A 16,661-nucleotide genomic window follows, 5' to 3' on the forward strand; every position below is an offset into this window, starting at 1 on the left:
CCCAATCAAAAACCTCAGATGCCCCCAGTCTCTCCCGAGCGTCTCCGCAGCTTCCACCGCGTCCCAGCACCTCAGCAGCGCCGGTGAAGGGGTATTTACGGATTAGGTCTGGGACCTGCAACCCCCAATTTGAAAAAACTTCACATTTCCGACCACCTTCCTCTTCACCTTAATAAAAACAACAGGTTAGCTTAACAAATCCTCCCGAAAACTCACAAAAAAGAGATTTATAGAAAGAGAAAGAACAGTCTCTCGGCAGAATCGTACCCAATGCTTGGTACGCGCCCTGAGTCAGGCGCATGAAAACGCCGCCCGACTCTCCTCGGGCGGCGCAATTTACTGCGATGGTTATAGGGTTACTTCAGATCAAAACGATCCGCGTTCATCACCTTGTTCCAGGCCGAGACGAAATCGCAGACAAATTTGCCGCCTGCGTCGTCCTGACCATAGACCTCGGCCAGTGCCCGCAACTGCGAGTTCGACCCAAAGACCAAATCCACGCGGGTACCTGTCCACTTCACGTCACCACTTGCGCGGTCGCGGCCTTCATAGACGCCGTCACCGGATGGTTTCCATTCGGTGCCCATATCCAGCAGGTTCACGAAGAAATCGGTGCTGAGCGTGCCGACCCGTTCGGTCAGCACACCATGAGAAGTTCCGTCAAAGTTTGTGCCCAGCACACGCATCCCACCTACAAGCGCGGTCATCTCCGGTGCCGACAGCGTCAGCAGTTGCGCTTTGTCCACCAGCAGGGCCTCGGCCGGAACCGAGTATTCCTTGTGCAGGTAGTTGCGGAAACCGTCCGCCATCGGTTCCATCACCGTGAAAGACTCGACATCCGTCTGCTCTTGCGAAGCATCGGTGCGGCCGGGGCTAAAGGGAACATCAACGTCATGACCTGCAGCCTTGGCTGCCTGTTCGATGGCAGCACCACCACCCAAGACAATGACATCTGCCAATGAGACCTTCTTGCCACCAGACTGTGCGTCATTGAACGCTTTCTGAACGCCTTCCAGCGCATCCAGCGCCTTGGACAGTTTCAACGGTTCGTTGACCTCCCAATCCTTCTGCGGGGCCAGACGAACGCGCGCACCGTTGGCACCGCCACGCATATCCGATCCCCGGAAGGTCGAGGCCGAAGCCCATGCGGTCGACACCAGATCTGAGATAGACAATCCCGTCGCGAGTATCTTGGCTTTCAGATCGGCTACATCAGCGTCGTCAATAAGCGCGTGATCGACGGCCGGGACGTTGTCTTGCCAAATAAGCTCTTCGCTGGGAGCCTCGGCTCCAAGATAACGCGCACGCGGACCCATGTCGCGGTGGGTCAGTTTGAACCACGCGCGAGCAAAGGCATCGGCAAATTCGTCCGGGTTTTCGTGGAAGCGCTTCGAGATCGGGCCATAGATCGGATCCATGCGCATCGCCATGTCGGCGGTGGTCATCATAGTCTTGACCTTTTTCGATGGATCACCCGCTGCCGGGGCCATGTCCTCTTCCTTGACCCCAACAGGTTCCCAGATCCATGCGCCCGCTGGGCTCTTGGTCAGGTTCCAGTCGTAGCCAAACAGCAGGTCGAAGTAACCGTTGTCCCACTTGGTCGGGTTTGCGGTCCAGGCACCCTCGATGCCGCTGGTGGTGGTATCATCACCCTTGCCGCTGCCAAAGTCGTTGATCCAGCCAAAGCCCATCGCCTCCATCGGGGCGGCCTCGGGTTCGGGACCGACAAGACCGGGATCACCCGCGCCGTGGGCCTTACCAAAGGTGTGACCACCCGCAACCAAAGCAACGGTTTCTTCGTCATTCATCGCCATTCGGCCAAAGGTGTCGCGAATATCGCGACCTGAAGCCAAGGCATCTGGCTGACCATCTGGACCTTCGGGATTCACATAGATCAGACCCATTTGCACAGCGGCCAACGGGTTTTCCAGATCACGTTCGCCCGAATAGCGGCTGTGCGGGTTCTCGGTTGGGGCCAGCCACTCGGTCTCGGCACCCCAATAAATGTCTTCTTCGGGTGCCCAGATGTCTTCACGACCACCGGAGAATCCAAATGTTGTACCGCCCATGGATTCGATCGCGCAGTTGCCCGCCAATATGTAAAGGTCAGCCCACGAGATCTGGTTGCCGTACTTCTGCTTGATCGGCCAAAGCAGACGGCGCGCCTTGTCCAGGTTGCCATTGTCCGGCCAGCTGTTCAGCGGAGCGAACCGCTGATTGCCGGTCGATGCGCCACCGCGGCCATCTGCCGTGCGGTAGGTGCCCGCTGCGTGCCAGGCCATACGAATGAACAAACCGCCATAGTGCCCATAATCTGCGGGCCACCAATCTTGCGAATCCGTCATCAGCGCATAGAGGTCTTCCTTCAGTGCCTTCAGGTCGAGCTTCTTGAACTCTTCGGCATAGTCGAATGTCTCGCCCATCGGGTTCGATGCAGGGCTATGCTGATGCAGAATCGACAGGTTCAGTTGGTTCGGCCACCAATCCCGGTTGGACCGGGCCTCGGCGCCATGCATTACCGGGCATTTGCCCATGTTGGGGGTATCACTTCCGTCCATATCGATCTCCAGTCCTGGCTAGATGTGTGCGTCGCGCGGTTAACTTTGAAACGAGAAACAGGGGTCTTGAGTGTTTTTGCGCTCGTCCTTGGCAAGGGCGTTACGCGGGATCGCGCAGATCGGCCCTGCCTTCATTGTAGGAAATAGCATTAACGACTCGTTCTTTCTGTTTGGGTGTAGATTTAGCAAATCCAAGTCATTCATATAAGTTTTGTTTTTTGATGATATTGATAATCCAGAGCTATCACTTGAACATCTGCGCGCAGCCTGGCCCTGAAGCGCGTGATTGCGATTGCACCACCAAGCTTCACCGTGCCTCGCAAGTCGGGCACGAGAGAGAGTGGACGCAAATAAGCTTACGATGATGGCCGCGCATGAAACGACTGAACTGAGTTAGCGCAAAACGGATTGACCGGCCCAGATTCAGTGGCCACTGACCTTCTTATAAAGGGCCGATTTATAGCCGAAGGGAATTCCCAATACCCCGACAAGCCACCCAACCGTTCGGGCGATCTGGATCAATCGCCGATCTGGTTGGAACGGAAACAGAAGGATTGCCCCTAACAGTGCCAACAAGCGAAAGGGGGTGCTCAAAAACCCCAAGATCGCCTTTGTTGGCTTCTGATCAAGCTTACGGCGCATATGGGTGTTGGACTGGTCCCTTCCCCGGGCGGTCTGATACCAGAATGACAACCTTTCGGGAGGAATGGTCTCGTACACAAAAGCGTCGGGCACCCAGCCGACCGGTAAGCCTGCAGCAACGGTCTCGGCATAAAACTTTGCATCCGTCCCGCCGGTCATCCGCATGGTTTCATCGAACCAAAGGCCGGTTTCGCTGAACAGACGTGTCTCGCCCAGCCAGTTATTTGTCACGATGGTCACGCCACCGGTACCGTTCAACGTGGCTTTCTTTGCAGCCGCGTTTTCCTTGTCGAGGTAACGATTGCTGATATTGCGCAACATCAGCCGCTGAATCGCGGTCTCCTGCCCCGATGGCCCCGCCGCACGAAGCGGAGCGCCCATTAGCACGGCAGAGCTGTTGCGATACCCGGCGACCAACCGTTCAAGCCAATCGACCGCCACCACCTCGTCATCATCGACAAAACAGAGCAGATCCGAGCCATTCTCCAACGCTTCGCGCGCGGCTCGGTTGCGTCCGAACGGGATGCCGAGTTCGGACTCAAGGACATAGTTCAGACTTGCTCCATTAGGCAGCTTCTCCCCTACTGCCTGCACGGTACCTTCGCTGAGCGCTGCGCTGTCGTTTTCCACCACCAAACATCGCACCGAGCAGTCGGGCGGCAGCTTCATCTCTCCCCAGCTTCGAATCAAAGCGGCCAGCATCTCGGGCCGCTGCCGGGTCAGGGTCGAAACGGTAATGTTCAGCGGGACAGAGCGGTCTTTCATCGAAATCCCATACAATCCGTGCCGGTTTCTTGGCAAGGCGCGGTGATCAAGTGGCATCCTTCTGATGCTGCATCAGTGCTTCCAACCCTACACGGTAGTTCGGATAGAGCAATGAGACGCCCAGTTCATCCTTGATCCGATCATTCCGAACGCGCTTGTTCTCATTATAGAAACTGCGCGCCATCGGAGTCAGATCAGCCTCATCAAACGGAACGGCAGGCGGCATCGGTAGACCTTGCAGCTCGGCTGCAAAGCCGATCACGTCTTGCGGCGGCACCGGTTCATCATCACAGACATTGTAGATCGCACCCGGATTGGGTTTGGCCATCGACGCGATCAAAACCTGTGCAATGTCGTCAACATGAATGCGCGAAAACACCTGGCCCGGCTTGATGATCCGCCGCAACCCACCGCGTTTCAGCTTTGAAAACGGCCCGCGACCCGGCCCGTAAATCCCTGCCAGTCGGAAGATATGCAAGGGCAGGCCCGGAATGCCGCCCCATTGCTCCTCGGCACGCACGCGCCAACGGCCACGTTCAGCCGTCGGTGTGGCGGGCGTCGTCTCATCCACCCAGCCTCCCTGGTGATCCCCGTAAACGGCTGTGGTCGACAGGTAGCCGACCCATTTGAACTGTCCGATCCGCGCGGCGATCTCATCCTTCAATTCCGCCAGCACCGGATCACCATCGGCTGTGGGTGCTGTAGAGACAAGCAGATGCGTCACCCCATCCAGATCAGGCCGATCCCCCGGCCAGACCCAAGGCTCGGCGCCCGAGTCGCGGATTGTCTCAAGTTGCTGGGAATCACGCGTGGTTCCGATGACCCGCCATGTGGTTGGATCCAGTTGCCTCGATATCGCTCGGGCAGAATAGCCGTGGCCGAAGGAGAATAGTGTCTGTGTCATGGTCCCTTTGATGATCTGCCCGGCACGTGGATGCAAGCGCCGGATGGACGCACTTGATTCGAATCCTCTGATGCGCATTCATTGAGAAATGACCAAAAAGACACCTGACTTGCATGCAGCCTACTCCCTGAAATCGCCCGAGGAGAACAAGCGCCTTTATGCGGAATGGGCAGGGGAATATGACGACAGTTTCGCAGCGCTTGAGGATTATCAACTCCACAACCACACGGCACGCGCCTTTGTGGGCGCAGGCGGACAAGGCCCGGTATTGGATGTAGGCGCGGGCACGGGGTTATGCGGAACTATTCTGGCCGGGTTGGGCGTGGGTCCGATCGACGCCACCGATATCAGCGCCGAAATGCTGGACGAGGCGATGCGCAAGGATATCTATCGCGACGCGATCGAAGCCGATCTCAATCAGGGCCTGCCGGTTCCACGCGGCAGCTATGCCGGTGTCGTCTCGTCCGGAACGTTCACCCATGGCCATCTTGGGCCAGAAGTTTTGCCAGCGCTCTTGCGTGTCGCACGCCATGGTGCGCAGTTCGCCCTGTCGATCAACGCAAAACACTTTGAGGCGCTCGGATTCGCCGATACCTTCCGCCGCCTCGAGGTGGATCAGATCAGAGACTTATCGTTAACGCAGGTTCGGATTTATGGCGATCTTGCCGCCGGCCCCAACAAAGATGACGTCGCTTTGATCGCATTGTTTGAGAAAACCTGACCAAAGCTCTGCGTAGGTCATATACGGACCTATGCAGAACTCGGCGGGGCAGAACGCCGTCGTGATCTAAGTATACATCTGCTTCTTGAAAGCCCGTGTCCGTGTTGTCGCCTCGGCTGAACCATCGTGATAAGTGCCGAACCACTTGTCGAACGGAATCTCGGATGTGCCGTAGTTACACTCGAAATACCGGTGATGAAGCTGGTGGAAGAAGTCCCCTGCCCGCGCGGCATCCGTTTCACCAGCCTTCAGCTTTTCGAAACCCGAGTGAGACAGTACCGGGCTGATCTGCTGGAAGTAGGCGTGAAACAGCAGATGCAGCGGATGCGAGGGTACAATCAGATGGATGAAGTAGGTGGTGAAATAGAGAAGGTTTTCATACCAGTGGTTCGATATTCCCGACCATGGTCCGATATTGACGTTACGATGGTGCACAGCATGAACGTGCTTGTAGAGTTTCGGGTGATGTTCCAATCGGTGCACCCAGTAGAAATGAAGCCCTGACCACATCGGGATGAAAAGCATCCAGATCACGAACCAAACGGGGGCCGCGGCCCAGGTTATCACTGGCGCATAGCCATTCGCCATCGCCCAGTAGATCAGCCACTGATAGACCGTCGCCACAGTCATCGCACTTCCCAGCGTCCACCAGATGTTATCCAAAACCTGATTTCGAAAGGTAAACGACCCATTGTCACGTGTCAGATCACGCCGGTCGAATTTCTTGTACATGCCCTGCCCTTTGCGCATGTAAAGCCACCAATGCAGACCTCCTGCTATCATGATCTGAGGCACCATGTTCAGCAGCCAGATACGGAACATCCAGCCGGGCGCGAAACTCTGCATGGTCTCTAATGGAGGTAAAAACACGAAATAGGCGGCAAAAGCCATCACCATGCAAAGCGTCAGCGACGTAAGGGGAAGCCAAGCCCCTTTGTACCAGTTCAGGATAGCCGCAGGACGCGGCGGCCAGTTGAACAAAGGGTTCAAACCGACGGGCCCTTCGGGGCGGTAATTCCATCGGGCGGCTTCTGCATCATGCATATCGGTCATGGCTGAAACTCCTAACAGTGCGCTTCAGGTTGCGTAATCCGAGCCTTCGGCATCCAGAACAGATTTGATTTCGCGTAGATGTGCTTCGGCCTGACCGGGATATTCATAAAGCTCTTGCGCGGTTTTCTCAGCAATCTCATTGGACAGAACGCGCAAAGGTTGCCCGGTTTGAAGAGCGCGAATGTACGTTTCTGCGGCGCGTTCAAAATAATAGAGCCTGTTAAAGGCATCTGCCGGACTGTCGCCGATCACCAAAACCCCGTGGTTGCCCATGATCATGACTTTCTTTTTCGGGTCCGATAGCATCGCGGCACAGCGCTCACCTTCGTTTTCAAAAGCCAGACCTCCGAATTCTTCATCGATTACGTAGCGATTGAAGAAAGTTGCGGTGTTCTGATCGATCGGCGGTAAGGTGCTGTCTGCCAGCGAGGCAAGAACCGTCGCAAAAATCGAATGCACGTGCATCACGCAGCGCGCATGTGGGCAATGGCGGTGGATCGATCCGTGCAGCCCCCAAGCCGTTGGGTCCGGTGCACCGGGCTGATCCATGACATCTTTGTCATTGGCATCAAGCAGCAGCAGATTTGACGCCTTGATACGCGCAAAATGCATCTGGTTGGCATTCATCAGGAACTGCGTGCCGTCTTCATTCACCGCGAGGCTGAAATGGTTCGCCACCCCTTCATGCATGTTCAACCGTTCGGTCCAGCGGAATGCGGCGGCCATGTCCACGCGTTCGGACCAATGATCGATGTTGGGACGCAGGTTTGTAACGCTCATGCCGGGCTCCTTCACGGGGTATTCGATTTCTGGAAATCGTGCCTTCGCCGCAAACGTTTGACCAACGAAAAAAACAAGCCTAGTTCATTAGTAAAACTACTGGCAGAGTTATAAGCATGCAGAAATCACTTCCTCCGCTCGGCTGGCTGCGCACATTTGAAGCTGCAGCCCGTCATTTATCATTCACCGGGGCGGCGCGGGATTTGAACATGACGCAAAGCGCAGTCAGCCAGCAAATCAAATCACTAGAGGGCTATCTGGGTCAGCCATTATTCCTACGTCGCCCGCGTGCATTGGAGCTGACCGAAGCTGGTATCACCTATCTGCCGGTCGTTCGCGAAGCCTTTCGAACTCTGGTAAGGGGGACACAAGCCGTCACGGGCGCACAACAAAACGCGGTTCAGGTCCAGAGCAACATCACATTTGCCGTCAACTGGCTGGCTCCGCGCCTACCCCGGTTTCGGGAACTGCATCCGGATGTACATCTGAATATCTTCACTGAGCTCTGGGAGCCGCGCGAAATGGCCGAAGGCGCGGTGGTGGAAATCCGCTATTCGCTGCGCCCGGCCGATACGGTGCGAACGGAATTGCTGCGAACAGATCACTACTATCCTGTCTGTGCCCCCGACTTCCCAGTGACGCTGGAAACCCTGCAGGAACAGCCCCTATTCGACTGTTCAAATTTGTTGTCGAATTGGGAGAGTTGGATCACAGATCAGAGTCTAACTTGGCAAAAACCCAAGGTAACCTATTCGACGACCTATCTGGTCAGCCTGTCGGTTGCGATGGCCGGAGGAGGCTTGTGTTTAGCCCACGACACGATCGCAAAACGGTTGATTGAAGAAGGCCGCCTGATCGCGCCGTTCAACCATCGCGCTGCTATGCCCGAGGCCTATTATCTATTGCTATCGCCCCAAGCCGAGGAAACGCCGGGAGCGTTGGCGTTTGTCGACTGGCTGCGCGCGGAGATTGAAGCCGATCGCCACAACTAATCGCGGGTCGCTCCCGCCCATCTTTGATGCCCTTTGGGCATCTCCTCTGGTTGGGCGTGGCAGCGCTGGCGCGCTGCGGATGGCAGGTTTTGTGATGATTCCATGATACCTTAATAGTGGGGGTTGCACCTTGCGCCGCATTCGGGAAAGTTGGGCCATGGAATACACTCCCTTCCCAAGTTGGCCCGATACCGCCCCTCGTCTCATCGCTGTTGCTTCTGGCCGCGAGGCTGCCGATTTGGTGATCCGTGGCGGCGTCTGGGTCAATGTGCATAGCCGCGAAACCCTGCCTGACCATGACGTGGCGATCGCTGCGGGGCGCGTTGCTTTTGTGGGGCCGGACGCCGCGCATTGTATCGGTCCTGAGACTCAGATCATCGAGGCGCACGGTCGCTATTTGGTGCCGGGGTTATGCGACGCACATATGCATATCGAATCAGGTATGTTGACCCCGGCAGAATTTGCCCGCGCGGTCATTCCGCATGGCACAACTTCGATGTTCACCGACCCGCATGAAATCGCCAATGTGATGGGGTTGGAAGGCGTACGCCTGATGCATGACGAAGCGCTGATGCAGCCGGTGAACATCTTCACCCAGATGCCGTCCTGTGCACCCTCAGCACCGGGGCTTGAGACCACAGGGTATGAGATCACCGCCGAGGATGTGGTTGAGGCGATGTCTTGGCCCGGTATCATCGGACTGGGCGAGATGATGAACTTTCCCGGAGTCATTCATGGCGATCCGAAGATGTTGGCAGAGATCGCGGCCACACAGCGCGCCGGTAAAACAGTTGGCGGGCACTATGCTTCGCCTGATTTAGGGTCTGATTTCGCCGCATATGTCGCTGGCGGCCCTGCTGATGACCATGAGGGCACCTGCGAGGCAGACGCCATCGCACGTGTCCGTCAGGGAATGCGGTCAATGATGCGGTTGGGGTCGGCTTGGTATGATGTCGAAAGCCAGATTACTGCGGTGACTGAAAAAGGGCTGGACCCGCGCAACTTCATCTTGTGCACCGACGACTGCCATTCGGGAACGCTGGTAAATGACGGACACATGAACCGCGTAGTGCGACATGCGATTGCCTGTGGTTGCGATCCTCTGGTTGCGCTGCAAATGGCGACGATCAACACGGCGACCCATTTTGGGTTGGAACGCGAGATCGGCTCGATCACACCCGGGCGGCGCGCTGACATTATCCTGAGTTCTGATCTGGTAGAGCTTCCGATCGAAACCGTAGTCGCGCGCGGTCAGATTGTGGCTGAAAACGAGACGGTAACGGTCGAATGCCCGCATCTGAACTGGCCCGCTAAGGCGCGAAATACCGTACACCTAGGGCATGCGTTGACCTCGACAGACTTTGAAATCGCAGCCCCTGCCGGAGCGAACCGTGTCACGGCCAACGTGATCGGGGTGGTTGAAAATCAGGCCCCAACGCAAGCGTTGAAATCCGAGCTGCCGATTATCGAAGGGCTTGTTGAAGGCGAAGGCGACGTGTGCCAGATCGCATTGGTCGAACGGCATCGCGCCACGGGGGGTGTGACTAACGCCTTTGTCTCTGGCTTTGGGTATCAAGGCAAAATGGCCATGGCCTCGACCGTTGCGCATGACAGCCACCATATGATTGTTGTCGGCACCGACCGTGAACAGATGGCGCTGGCCACGAACAGGCTGGCCGAAGTGGGCGGAGGCATCACAATCTTTCGCGATGGCGAGGAACTGGCCTTGGTGGAACTGCCCATCGCAGGCTTGATGTCCGACAACCCAGCGACTGAGGTTGCCGCCAAAGCGGAACAAATGGTCGAGGCGATGAAGACCTGCGGCTGTCAGCTTAACAACGCATATATGCAGCATTCTCTGCTGGCCCTGGTTGTGATTCCTGAACTGCGGATCTCGGACCTTGGGCTGGTGGATGTACGTATATTCGAAAAGATCGACCTTCTGGAACCCCTTGCATGACTACTATCCGAACACCTGACGTTCCCAACCCCGAGAAATTTAGCGATCCGCTTGCAGCTGTCGCACGTTTGGAAGAGCTCTATGAACAGGCGACAAAATTCCTGTGCGATAGGTTTGCAAATGCACTTAAGAACGGCGCTCCTACCGAGAGGTTTCGGGCGTTCTACCCCGAAATCCGGATCAGGACCTCGTCTTACGCGCAGGTCGACAGCCGGCTGAGCTTCGGTCACGTGTCCGAGCCGGGCACGCACGCCACGACAGTGACGCGCCCCGATCTGTTCCGGTCCTACCTTACCCAGCAAATCGCGCTATTGATCAAGAACCACGATCAGCCGGTCACAATCGGAGCTTCGGAAACGCCGATCCCGGTCCATTTCGCTGTCGCCAATAACCCGGATCTGGTTGTGCCGCATCAGGGTGCAGCTGGGTTCACTCTGCGCGATGCGTTCGATGTACCGGACCTGAATACAACAAACGACGATATCGTGAATGGCGTGCACGAGCTGGAAAACGAAGCGGGACCCCTTGCGCTCTTCACAGCCCAGCGGGTGGACTATTCGCTTGCACGACTGTCGCATTATACGGCGACTGACCCCGGCCATTTCCAAAACCACGTGCTGTTCACCAACTATCAGTTCTATGTCTCGGAATTTGAGAGCTACGCACGGGCGCAACTCGCTGATCCCGACAGCGGCTATACCAGCTTTGTCTCGACCGGGAATGTTGAGATCACGGACGCCGAAGCCGTACTGGAACAGCCCCTTAAACTGCCGCAAATGCCAACCTACCACCTGAAACGCGCGGATGGGTCTGGGATTACGCTGGTCAATATCGGCGTCGGGCCATCGAATGCCAAAACGGCCACCGACCACATTGCGGTTCTGCGCCCGCACGCCTGGTTGATGGTCGGCCACTGCGCCGGTCTGCGCAACACGCAGGCGCTTGGGGATTTCGTACTGGCACATGCCTACCTGCGCGAGGACAAAGTGCTGGACGACGACCTGCCCGTCTGGGTGCCGATCCCCCCGCTGGCCGAAGTCCAGGTCGCGCTGGAACAGGCTGTGGCCGAGGTAACCGAGTTGGAAGGCTACGAGCTGAAACGTATCATGCGAACAGGTACAGTCGCCTCGGTCGATAACCGCAATTGGGAGCTTCGCGATCAGTCCGGCCCGGTGCAACGGCTCAGCCAGTCCCGTGCGATTGCGCTGGATATGGAAAGTGCAACAATCGCAGCCAACGGTTATCGGTTCCGGGTTCCTTACGGCACCTTGCTGTGCGTCTCGGATAAGCCCTTGCATGGTGAATTAAAGCTTCCCGGCATGGCTTCGGCGTTCTATACCACTCAGGTCAGTCGTCATTTGGCGATCGGAATCCGGGCGATGGAGCACTTGCGCGGAATGCCGCTGGAACGGTTACACAGCCGGAAATTGCGTTCGTTTGACGAAACGGCCTTTCTCTGAAGCAAAAAAGCAACGAATTTCCCCTATTTTTGGGGTTTTTAGTGCTACTATTCGTTGTGTTCAGCCACAATATCCCGTTACAGTTACGCGGTGAGGCCCTATAGATCGGGCACGTTAAGGAGACCAAGAAATGGCAAAGCCTATGACAAAGACTCAGCTGGTGGCTGCTCTCGCTGAGGAAATGGGAACTGACAAGAAATCCGCAAATGCCGCGCTGGAGGCCATGACCGGCCTGATCACTCGCGAAGTTTCGTCCGGTGGTGCAGTCACCCTGCCCGGCGTTGGCAAAATCTACTGCCGCGAGCGCCCCGAGCGCATGGTGCGCAACCCCGCCACCGGCGAGCAGTTCAAGAAAGAAGCCGACAAAGTGGTCAAAATGACCATCGCGAAAGCTCTGAAAGACAGCGTCAACGGCTAATTCGCCGAAGACAGATCGCAAGATCGAAGGGGTCGCCACCGGGCGGCCCTTTTTTTGTCTGAATAAGTTATGTAAGCATCTGATTAATATCGAGTTTTTGCCGCTATCGCCATAGTTGTGTCATATTCCTCATCCACTCGCTTAATGGGAAGTATTATTGAGGAATCACGATTTATGGCACGATATCAAACCACTGAATTTGATACAGAAAATCAATTCGACTAGGCGAGCATTCAATACACGATTGAAGACGATGTTGTCGTTGCAACGCGGACGACTTTTGATGCCGGATACGAGGTCTTCGGGACTTACGAAGACGGCGTTTTGCGTCAGGAATTTTATGTCGGAACAGAAGAGGCACTGGGCTTTGATAATCGGTTCATTGACTATGACGCCAATGGCATAATGACCGAACGCGGAACGGTTTATCCAGACAGTATCCGCGTGACCGAGACCTTTCAAAATGGTGTTCCGAATGAGATTCTCATCCAAGATGGGTTTTTCGGAGACGGTGCAAAACCCTGGGACCAGATCGTTCTACGCTATGATGCGTCGGGCAATATCGTAGGCCGCACGATAACAAACGATAATGGTGCCCGGACGGTTGAAGCCTTCGCGCCCGGTCATTTCAGTACTGTTCAGGACTTTCTACAAACCAAATCCTGGGATCGGATCGACACGTTCTTCGATGTCAACGGAGAGACAACCGGACGGACGACCACCTATGACAATGGAATTGTCAAACAGGAAACGTGGGCAGACGGACAGCATAGCAACGTAACGCAGACAGACGGAAGCGACATAAAGTCGTGGGAAACCATCAGCACCTCATTTGATGGCAGTGGAAAGAAATCTGAAAGACAACGACATATGACAATGGAGTCGTGAAACACGAGGTCTGGTCAGATGGCCAGCGCGTCAGCATCAGCCAGACCGATGAGCTGGAAGCGAAATCCTGGGATTCGATCACGACCACCTATCAGGACGGACAAATCTCGGAACGTCGGCTGGAGAAAGATAATGGGGACGTAACCGTTACACTTTATGCGGATGGAAAACGTTCTGACGTGCTGCAACTGGACGGGGACGACAGTGCTTCTTGGGCATTGAAGGTCACCAGCTATCCAGACGCAGGCGGGAAAGAGATTTCTTTGTATGAAAAGGTCGAGGACATCCCTGAATCCTTGCTCCAATACTTCCCGGAACTGACCGCGCCTGACCCGCTTGAAGAGTTCGTGCTGGATTTCAATGACGGAACCCGCATCAATGACAGTGATCAGGTGCTGAATGGTGCATTTATTGCAAGTGTTAGCAAAGGGCAGAGCAACACTGATGGTATTCTAACCCCATACGAATACGGTGGCTCAAACCCCGACCCCGACCTGGAGGCGTTCAATTCCTGGGGGGCAACTGTCGGCTTCTCGAAAAGCGATGGCGAAGAATTCAACTTCAACAGCGTTTCCTTGGCCAATGCTTCCAGATCGGACACCACGTATATACCTGAATCGAACTGGGCAAACCAAGTCACTATCAATGCCTATAATGGCGATGAGCTGGTGCACTCTGCAGAGGTCGATCTGACATTCGATCACGTCACACACGAGTTTGACTGGCGCGATATTGATCACGTCGAGTTCGTTGCATCGGGAGGTGAAATTACCAATGACCATGTCGAGAACGCGGGTTGGTTCTCGATGGACGATCTTAGCTTTTTCGCCTGAATCAAGCGACAAGCTGAATCATAATGATGAGCAGCGCTTTTCTACAAAAGCTCTGCTCATTCTCATTGCGCGCAAGCTCATTGATGCCAACTATCGGGCGACCCCGCTATTCGACGCAATGGGTCCTTGCAGCTCATGTTAAAATCAGGAACAGTCGCCCGAATTTCATCAGGAGGCCGAAATGGACCTGCGCGCCATCGCCATGGGGCTTGTTTTCGCCCTCATCTGGTCTTCGGCCTTCAGCTCGGCGCGAATCATCGTTGCCGATGCCTCGCCTTTGTTCTCGTTGGCGCTGCGATTTCTGATTTCGGGACTAATGGGCGTGGCGATCGCACGCGCCATGGGGCAAAGCTGGCGCCTGACTCGCAACCAATGGCGCGCCACTATTCTGTTCGGAATCTGCCAAAATGCCCTTTATTTGGGTCTAAACTTCTATGCGATGCAGACAGTCGAGGCTTCGGTCGCGGCGATTATCGCCTCGACTATGCCCCTGCTGGTAGCCCTAGCCGGCTGGCTGCTATTGGGTGAGCGGATGCGCCCGCTGGGCATCGTCGGCTTGCTGGCAGGTTTTGTCGGTGTCGCGCTAATCATGGGTAGCCGGATTAACGCTGGTGTCGATCTGTTCGGGGTTCTGCTCTGCGGAATCGGGGCGCTGGCGCTGACCTTTGCCACCTTGGCTGTTCGGGGGGCGACTTCGGGCGGTAACTTCATGATGGTGGTTGGGCTGCAGATGCTTATCGGATCGGCGGTGCTGTTTCTCGCCGCCCCGGTGTTCGAGTCTATTCATATCCACGCCACACTGCCTTTTATGCTGGCTTTCACCTACACCACGTTATTCCCGGGCCTTCTGGCAACTTTCATCTGGTTCCTGCTACTGGATCGCATCGGCCCGATCCGTGCAGCAACGTTCCATTTCCTCAACCCGGTATTCGGCGTGACCATCGCCGCCATTTTACTGGGTGAGAAGCTGGGCCCATTGGATGCGGTGGGGGTTCTGATCACAACACTGGGTATTCTTGCCGTACAGCTGTCGCGCGAGCCCGGTCAGCGCAGCAGCGCCTCGACCTGATCTATCAAATTAGGCGCATTTGGCTTGGTGCTTGACCCATAGGTGGCAACGACCTCACCCTCGGGGCCAATAAGCACTTTGTTAAAGTTCCATTTCGGGACAAAGCCAGTCTGCGCAGCAACAGCTTGATAAAACGGATGGGCATTCGAACCTTTCACTGGAGTGATATCCGTCATCGGAAGCGTAAGGTCGTAATTTAGTTCGCAAAAATTCTTGACCTCTTTCGACGACGCCAGCTCTTGTTTGAACGAATTCGACGGGACCGCCAGTACCACCAGCCCGCGTTCTTCATATGTTTCGTGCAGCTCCTGCAACGCTGCGTATTGTCCGGTAAAGCCGCAAAGCGACGCCGTGTTGACCACAAGCACGGGCTGTCCGCGCCAGTCTTCCAGTGATATTGTCCCACCATCGATTGATGAAAATTCGCCCGTCAGTGGTGCCGCCTGAAGGGCTTTGCCCAACAAGATCAGAGCAGTCAACAGAGCCATACGGAACATCACTTCACCTCCTGTTATAAATCATACGCGCTGTGCATTCGTTTGGATCAACTGCACAGACCCGCGAGCGCGCTGTAATATGGTTTTGATTCCAGCGCATCTATGCCCAAATAGGACATCATCATTCAAACACCGGAGGATCCATGTCCCGTTATACCAAAGACCCCGAGGTCATTGCGGCCCTCTCACCTGAAGAATTTCACGTCACCCAGCGCAGCGGCACCGAACGCCCGGGCACTGGCAAGCTGTTGAACAACAAGGAACCGGGCATCTACGTGGATATCGTCTCGGGCGAGCCGTTGTTCGCCTCGACCCACAAATACGAATCCGGCTGCGGCTGGCCCAGTTTCACCAAGCCAATCATACATGAACATGTCGAAGAGTTTCGCGACACCACTCATGGCATGATCCGGACCGAGGTCCGCTCGAAACACGGCGACAGCCACCTGGGCCACGTGTTTCCCGATGGCCCCCGCGAACATGGCGGGCTACGCTATTGCATCAATTCCGCCTCGCTGCGGTTCATCCATCGCGACGAGATGGAGGCCGAAGGGTATGGCGAATTTCTGATCCATGTGGAGGATATCTGATGACCGATGAACGCGCCGTTCTGGCCGGAGGCTGCTTTTGGGGCATGCAGGACCTGATCCGCAAACTGCCCGGCGTCTCACGCACCCGCGTCGGGTACACCGGCGGCGATGTGCCAAACGCAACTTATCGCAACCACGGCACCCATGCTGAAGGGATCGAAATCTGGTTCGACCCGACCCAGATCACCTATCGCGATCTGCTAGAGTTCTTTTTCCAGATCCACGACCCGACCACCCTGAATCGTCAGGGCAATGACCGCGGAATGAGTTATCGCTCGGCGATCTACTATGTGGACGATGCCCAGAAACAGGTGGCCGAAGATACAATTGCCGATGTCAACGCCAGCGGCATTTGGCCCGGCAATGTGGTGACCGAAGTCGAACCCGTCGGCGATTTCTGGGAAGCCGAGCCCGAGCATCAAGATTACCTAGAGCGCATCCCCAACGGATACACCTGCCATTTCCCGCGCCCGGACTGGGTGCTGCCAAAACGCTCCAGTGCGGCAGAATGATATGCGCGGTAGCCCCTTG

16 protein-coding genes are annotated in these 16,661 nt (G+C 55.9%); 10 read left to right on the top strand and 6 right to left on the bottom strand.

Annotated elements, in window-relative coordinates; translation table 11 throughout:
- Positions 1-356: 356 nt before the first annotated feature.
- From katG to ACR0A1_RS18765, 3 genes are all read right to left on the bottom strand, one after another.
- Entirely contained in the window at positions 357-2,558 is a 2,202-nt protein-coding gene (gene katG, locus ACR0A1_RS18755; RefSeq protein ID WP_480868772.1) for a catalase/peroxidase HPI, read from the bottom strand.
- Between the two features lie 423 nt (positions 2,559-2,981).
- Positions 2,982-3,965 carry a glycosyltransferase family 2 protein gene (locus tag ACR0A1_RS18760; protein ID WP_480868774.1) on the bottom strand — a complete coding sequence of 328 codons (984 nt, stop codon included), beginning with the start codon at positions 3,963-3,965 and terminating at the stop codon, positions 2,982-2,984.
- A 46-nt stretch (positions 3,966-4,011) separates the two neighbouring features.
- The gene (locus ACR0A1_RS18765) at positions 4,012-4,869 is read right to left on the bottom strand and encodes an SDR family oxidoreductase (RefSeq protein WP_480754891.1); all 858 of its coding nucleotides are present in this window, start codon (positions 4,867-4,869) and stop codon (positions 4,012-4,014) included.
- Between the two features lie 88 nt (positions 4,870-4,957).
- Between ACR0A1_RS18765 and ACR0A1_RS18770 the strand changes: the two genes are divergently transcribed.
- Positions 4,958-5,590, top strand: a complete 633-nt coding sequence (locus ACR0A1_RS18770) for a class I SAM-dependent DNA methyltransferase (protein ID WP_480868776.1) — start codon at positions 4,958-4,960, stop codon at positions 5,588-5,590.
- Between the two features lie 66 nt (positions 5,591-5,656).
- Here ACR0A1_RS18770 and ACR0A1_RS18775 read toward each other — a convergent pair whose 3' ends face one another.
- Together ACR0A1_RS18775 and ACR0A1_RS18780 are read right to left on the bottom strand one after the other, a co-directional pair.
- On the bottom strand, positions 5,657-6,643 hold the full coding sequence (locus tag ACR0A1_RS18775; protein ID WP_170399131.1) for a sterol desaturase family protein: 987 nt from the start codon (positions 6,641-6,643) through the stop codon (positions 5,657-5,659).
- A gap of 24 nt (positions 6,644-6,667) precedes the next feature.
- The gene (locus ACR0A1_RS18780) at positions 6,668-7,423 is read right to left on the bottom strand and encodes a class II aldolase and adducin N-terminal domain-containing protein (protein WP_480868779.1); all 756 of its coding nucleotides are present in this window, start codon (positions 7,421-7,423) and stop codon (positions 6,668-6,670) included.
- A 116-nt stretch (positions 7,424-7,539) separates the two neighbouring features.
- Here ACR0A1_RS18780 and ACR0A1_RS18785 point away from each other — a divergent pair, with 116 nt between their 5' ends.
- The 7 genes from ACR0A1_RS18785 to ACR0A1_RS18815 all read left to right on the top strand — a co-directional run bounded on the left by ACR0A1_RS18785 (position 7,540) and on the right by ACR0A1_RS18815 (position 15,043).
- Positions 7,540-8,415 (top strand): LysR family transcriptional regulator, encoded by an 876-nt coding sequence (locus ACR0A1_RS18785; RefSeq protein ID WP_480602844.1) that lies wholly within the window; start codon positions 7,540-7,542, stop codon positions 8,413-8,415.
- 157 nt (positions 8,416-8,572) lie between these two features.
- A complete protein-coding gene (ade, locus tag ACR0A1_RS18790) occupies positions 8,573-10,375 on the top strand; it encodes an adenine deaminase (protein ID WP_480868781.1) in 1,803 nt (600 codons plus the stop codon).
- Entirely contained in the window at positions 10,372-11,835 is a 1,464-nt protein-coding gene (locus ACR0A1_RS18795) for an AMP nucleosidase (protein WP_170399140.1), read from the top strand. The genes ade and ACR0A1_RS18795 overlap by 4 nt, the downstream gene beginning before the upstream one ends.
- Before the next feature lie 130 nt (positions 11,836-11,965).
- Positions 11,966-12,253 carry an HU family DNA-binding protein gene (locus ACR0A1_RS18800; RefSeq protein ID WP_480868782.1) on the top strand — a complete coding sequence of 96 codons (288 nt, stop codon included), beginning with the start codon at positions 11,966-11,968 and terminating at the stop codon, positions 12,251-12,253.
- A 324-nt stretch (positions 12,254-12,577) separates the two neighbouring features.
- On the top strand, positions 12,578-13,141 hold the full coding sequence (locus ACR0A1_RS18805) for a hypothetical protein (protein WP_480868784.1): 564 nt from the start codon (positions 12,578-12,580) through the stop codon (positions 13,139-13,141).
- Complete coding sequence (locus ACR0A1_RS18810; protein WP_170408741.1) at positions 13,138-13,974, top strand: hypothetical protein; 837 nt, start codon at positions 13,138-13,140, stop codon at positions 13,972-13,974. Before ACR0A1_RS18805 ends, ACR0A1_RS18810 begins: the two co-directional genes overlap by 4 nt.
- A 181-nt stretch (positions 13,975-14,155) precedes the next feature.
- Positions 14,156-15,043, top strand: coding sequence for a DMT family transporter (locus tag ACR0A1_RS18815; protein ID WP_480868786.1), 888 nt, complete (start codon positions 14,156-14,158; stop codon positions 15,041-15,043).
- Here the strand turns inward: ACR0A1_RS18815 and ACR0A1_RS18820 are convergent.
- A complete protein-coding gene (locus ACR0A1_RS18820) occupies positions 15,019-15,540 on the bottom strand; it encodes a glutathione peroxidase (RefSeq protein ID WP_480868788.1) in 522 nt (173 codons plus the stop codon). The genes ACR0A1_RS18815 and ACR0A1_RS18820 overlap by 25 nt on opposite strands.
- Before the next feature lie 143 nt (positions 15,541-15,683).
- Between ACR0A1_RS18820 and msrB the strand changes: the two genes are divergently transcribed.
- Positions 15,684-16,130, top strand: a complete 447-nt coding sequence (msrB, locus tag ACR0A1_RS18825; RefSeq protein WP_170399151.1) for a peptide-methionine (R)-S-oxide reductase MsrB — start codon at positions 15,684-15,686, stop codon at positions 16,128-16,130.
- Positions 16,130-16,642, top strand: a complete 513-nt coding sequence (gene msrA, locus ACR0A1_RS18830) for a peptide-methionine (S)-S-oxide reductase MsrA (protein WP_170408742.1) — start codon at positions 16,130-16,132, stop codon at positions 16,640-16,642. The genes msrB and msrA overlap by 1 nt, the downstream gene beginning before the upstream one ends.
- The last annotated feature ends 19 nt before the right edge of the window (positions 16,643-16,661 follow it).

This window comes from Ruegeria sp. D6 (assembly GCF_056534365.1).

What these genes read in the sequence shown, in the direction of transcription:
- ACR0A1_RS18800 (WP_480868782.1), top strand. Translation starts at nt 11,966, where the DNA reads ATGGCAAAGCCTATGACAAAGACTCAGCTGGTGGCTGCTCTCGCTGAG.
- ACR0A1_RS18795 (WP_170399140.1), top strand. Translation starts at nt 10,372, where the DNA reads ATGACTACTATCCGAACACCTGACGTTCCCAACCCCGAGAAATTTAGC.
- ACR0A1_RS18785 (WP_480602844.1), top strand. Translation starts at nt 7,540, where the DNA reads ATGCAGAAATCACTTCCTCCGCTCGGCTGGCTGCGCACATTTGAAGCT.
- ACR0A1_RS18780 (WP_480868779.1), bottom strand. Translation starts at nt 7,423, where the DNA reads ATGAGCGTTACAAACCTGCGTCCCAACATCGATCATTGGTCCGAACGC.
- ACR0A1_RS18770 (WP_480868776.1), top strand. Translation starts at nt 4,958, where the DNA reads ATGACCAAAAAGACACCTGACTTGCATGCAGCCTACTCCCTGAAATCG.
- msrA (WP_170408742.1), top strand. Translation starts at nt 16,130, where the DNA reads ATGACCGATGAACGCGCCGTTCTGGCCGGAGGCTGCTTTTGGGGCATG.
- ACR0A1_RS18820 (WP_480868788.1), bottom strand. Translation starts at nt 15,540, where the DNA reads ATGTTCCGTATGGCTCTGTTGACTGCTCTGATCTTGTTGGGCAAAGCC.
- ACR0A1_RS18815 (WP_480868786.1), top strand. Translation starts at nt 14,156, where the DNA reads ATGGACCTGCGCGCCATCGCCATGGGGCTTGTTTTCGCCCTCATCTGG.
- ACR0A1_RS18760 (WP_480868774.1), bottom strand. Translation starts at nt 3,965, where the DNA reads ATGAAAGACCGCTCTGTCCCGCTGAACATTACCGTTTCGACCCTGACC.
- msrB (WP_170399151.1), top strand. Translation starts at nt 15,684, where the DNA reads ATGTCCCGTTATACCAAAGACCCCGAGGTCATTGCGGCCCTCTCACCT.
- ade (WP_480868781.1), top strand. Translation starts at nt 8,573, where the DNA reads ATGGAATACACTCCCTTCCCAAGTTGGCCCGATACCGCCCCTCGTCTC.
- ACR0A1_RS18765 (WP_480754891.1), bottom strand. Translation starts at nt 4,869, where the DNA reads ATGACACAGACACTATTCTCCTTCGGCCACGGCTATTCTGCCCGAGCG.
- katG (WP_480868772.1), bottom strand. Translation starts at nt 2,558, where the DNA reads ATGGACGGAAGTGATACCCCCAACATGGGCAAATGCCCGGTAATGCAT.
- ACR0A1_RS18775 (WP_170399131.1), bottom strand. Translation starts at nt 6,643, where the DNA reads ATGACCGATATGCATGATGCAGAAGCCGCCCGATGGAATTACCGCCCC.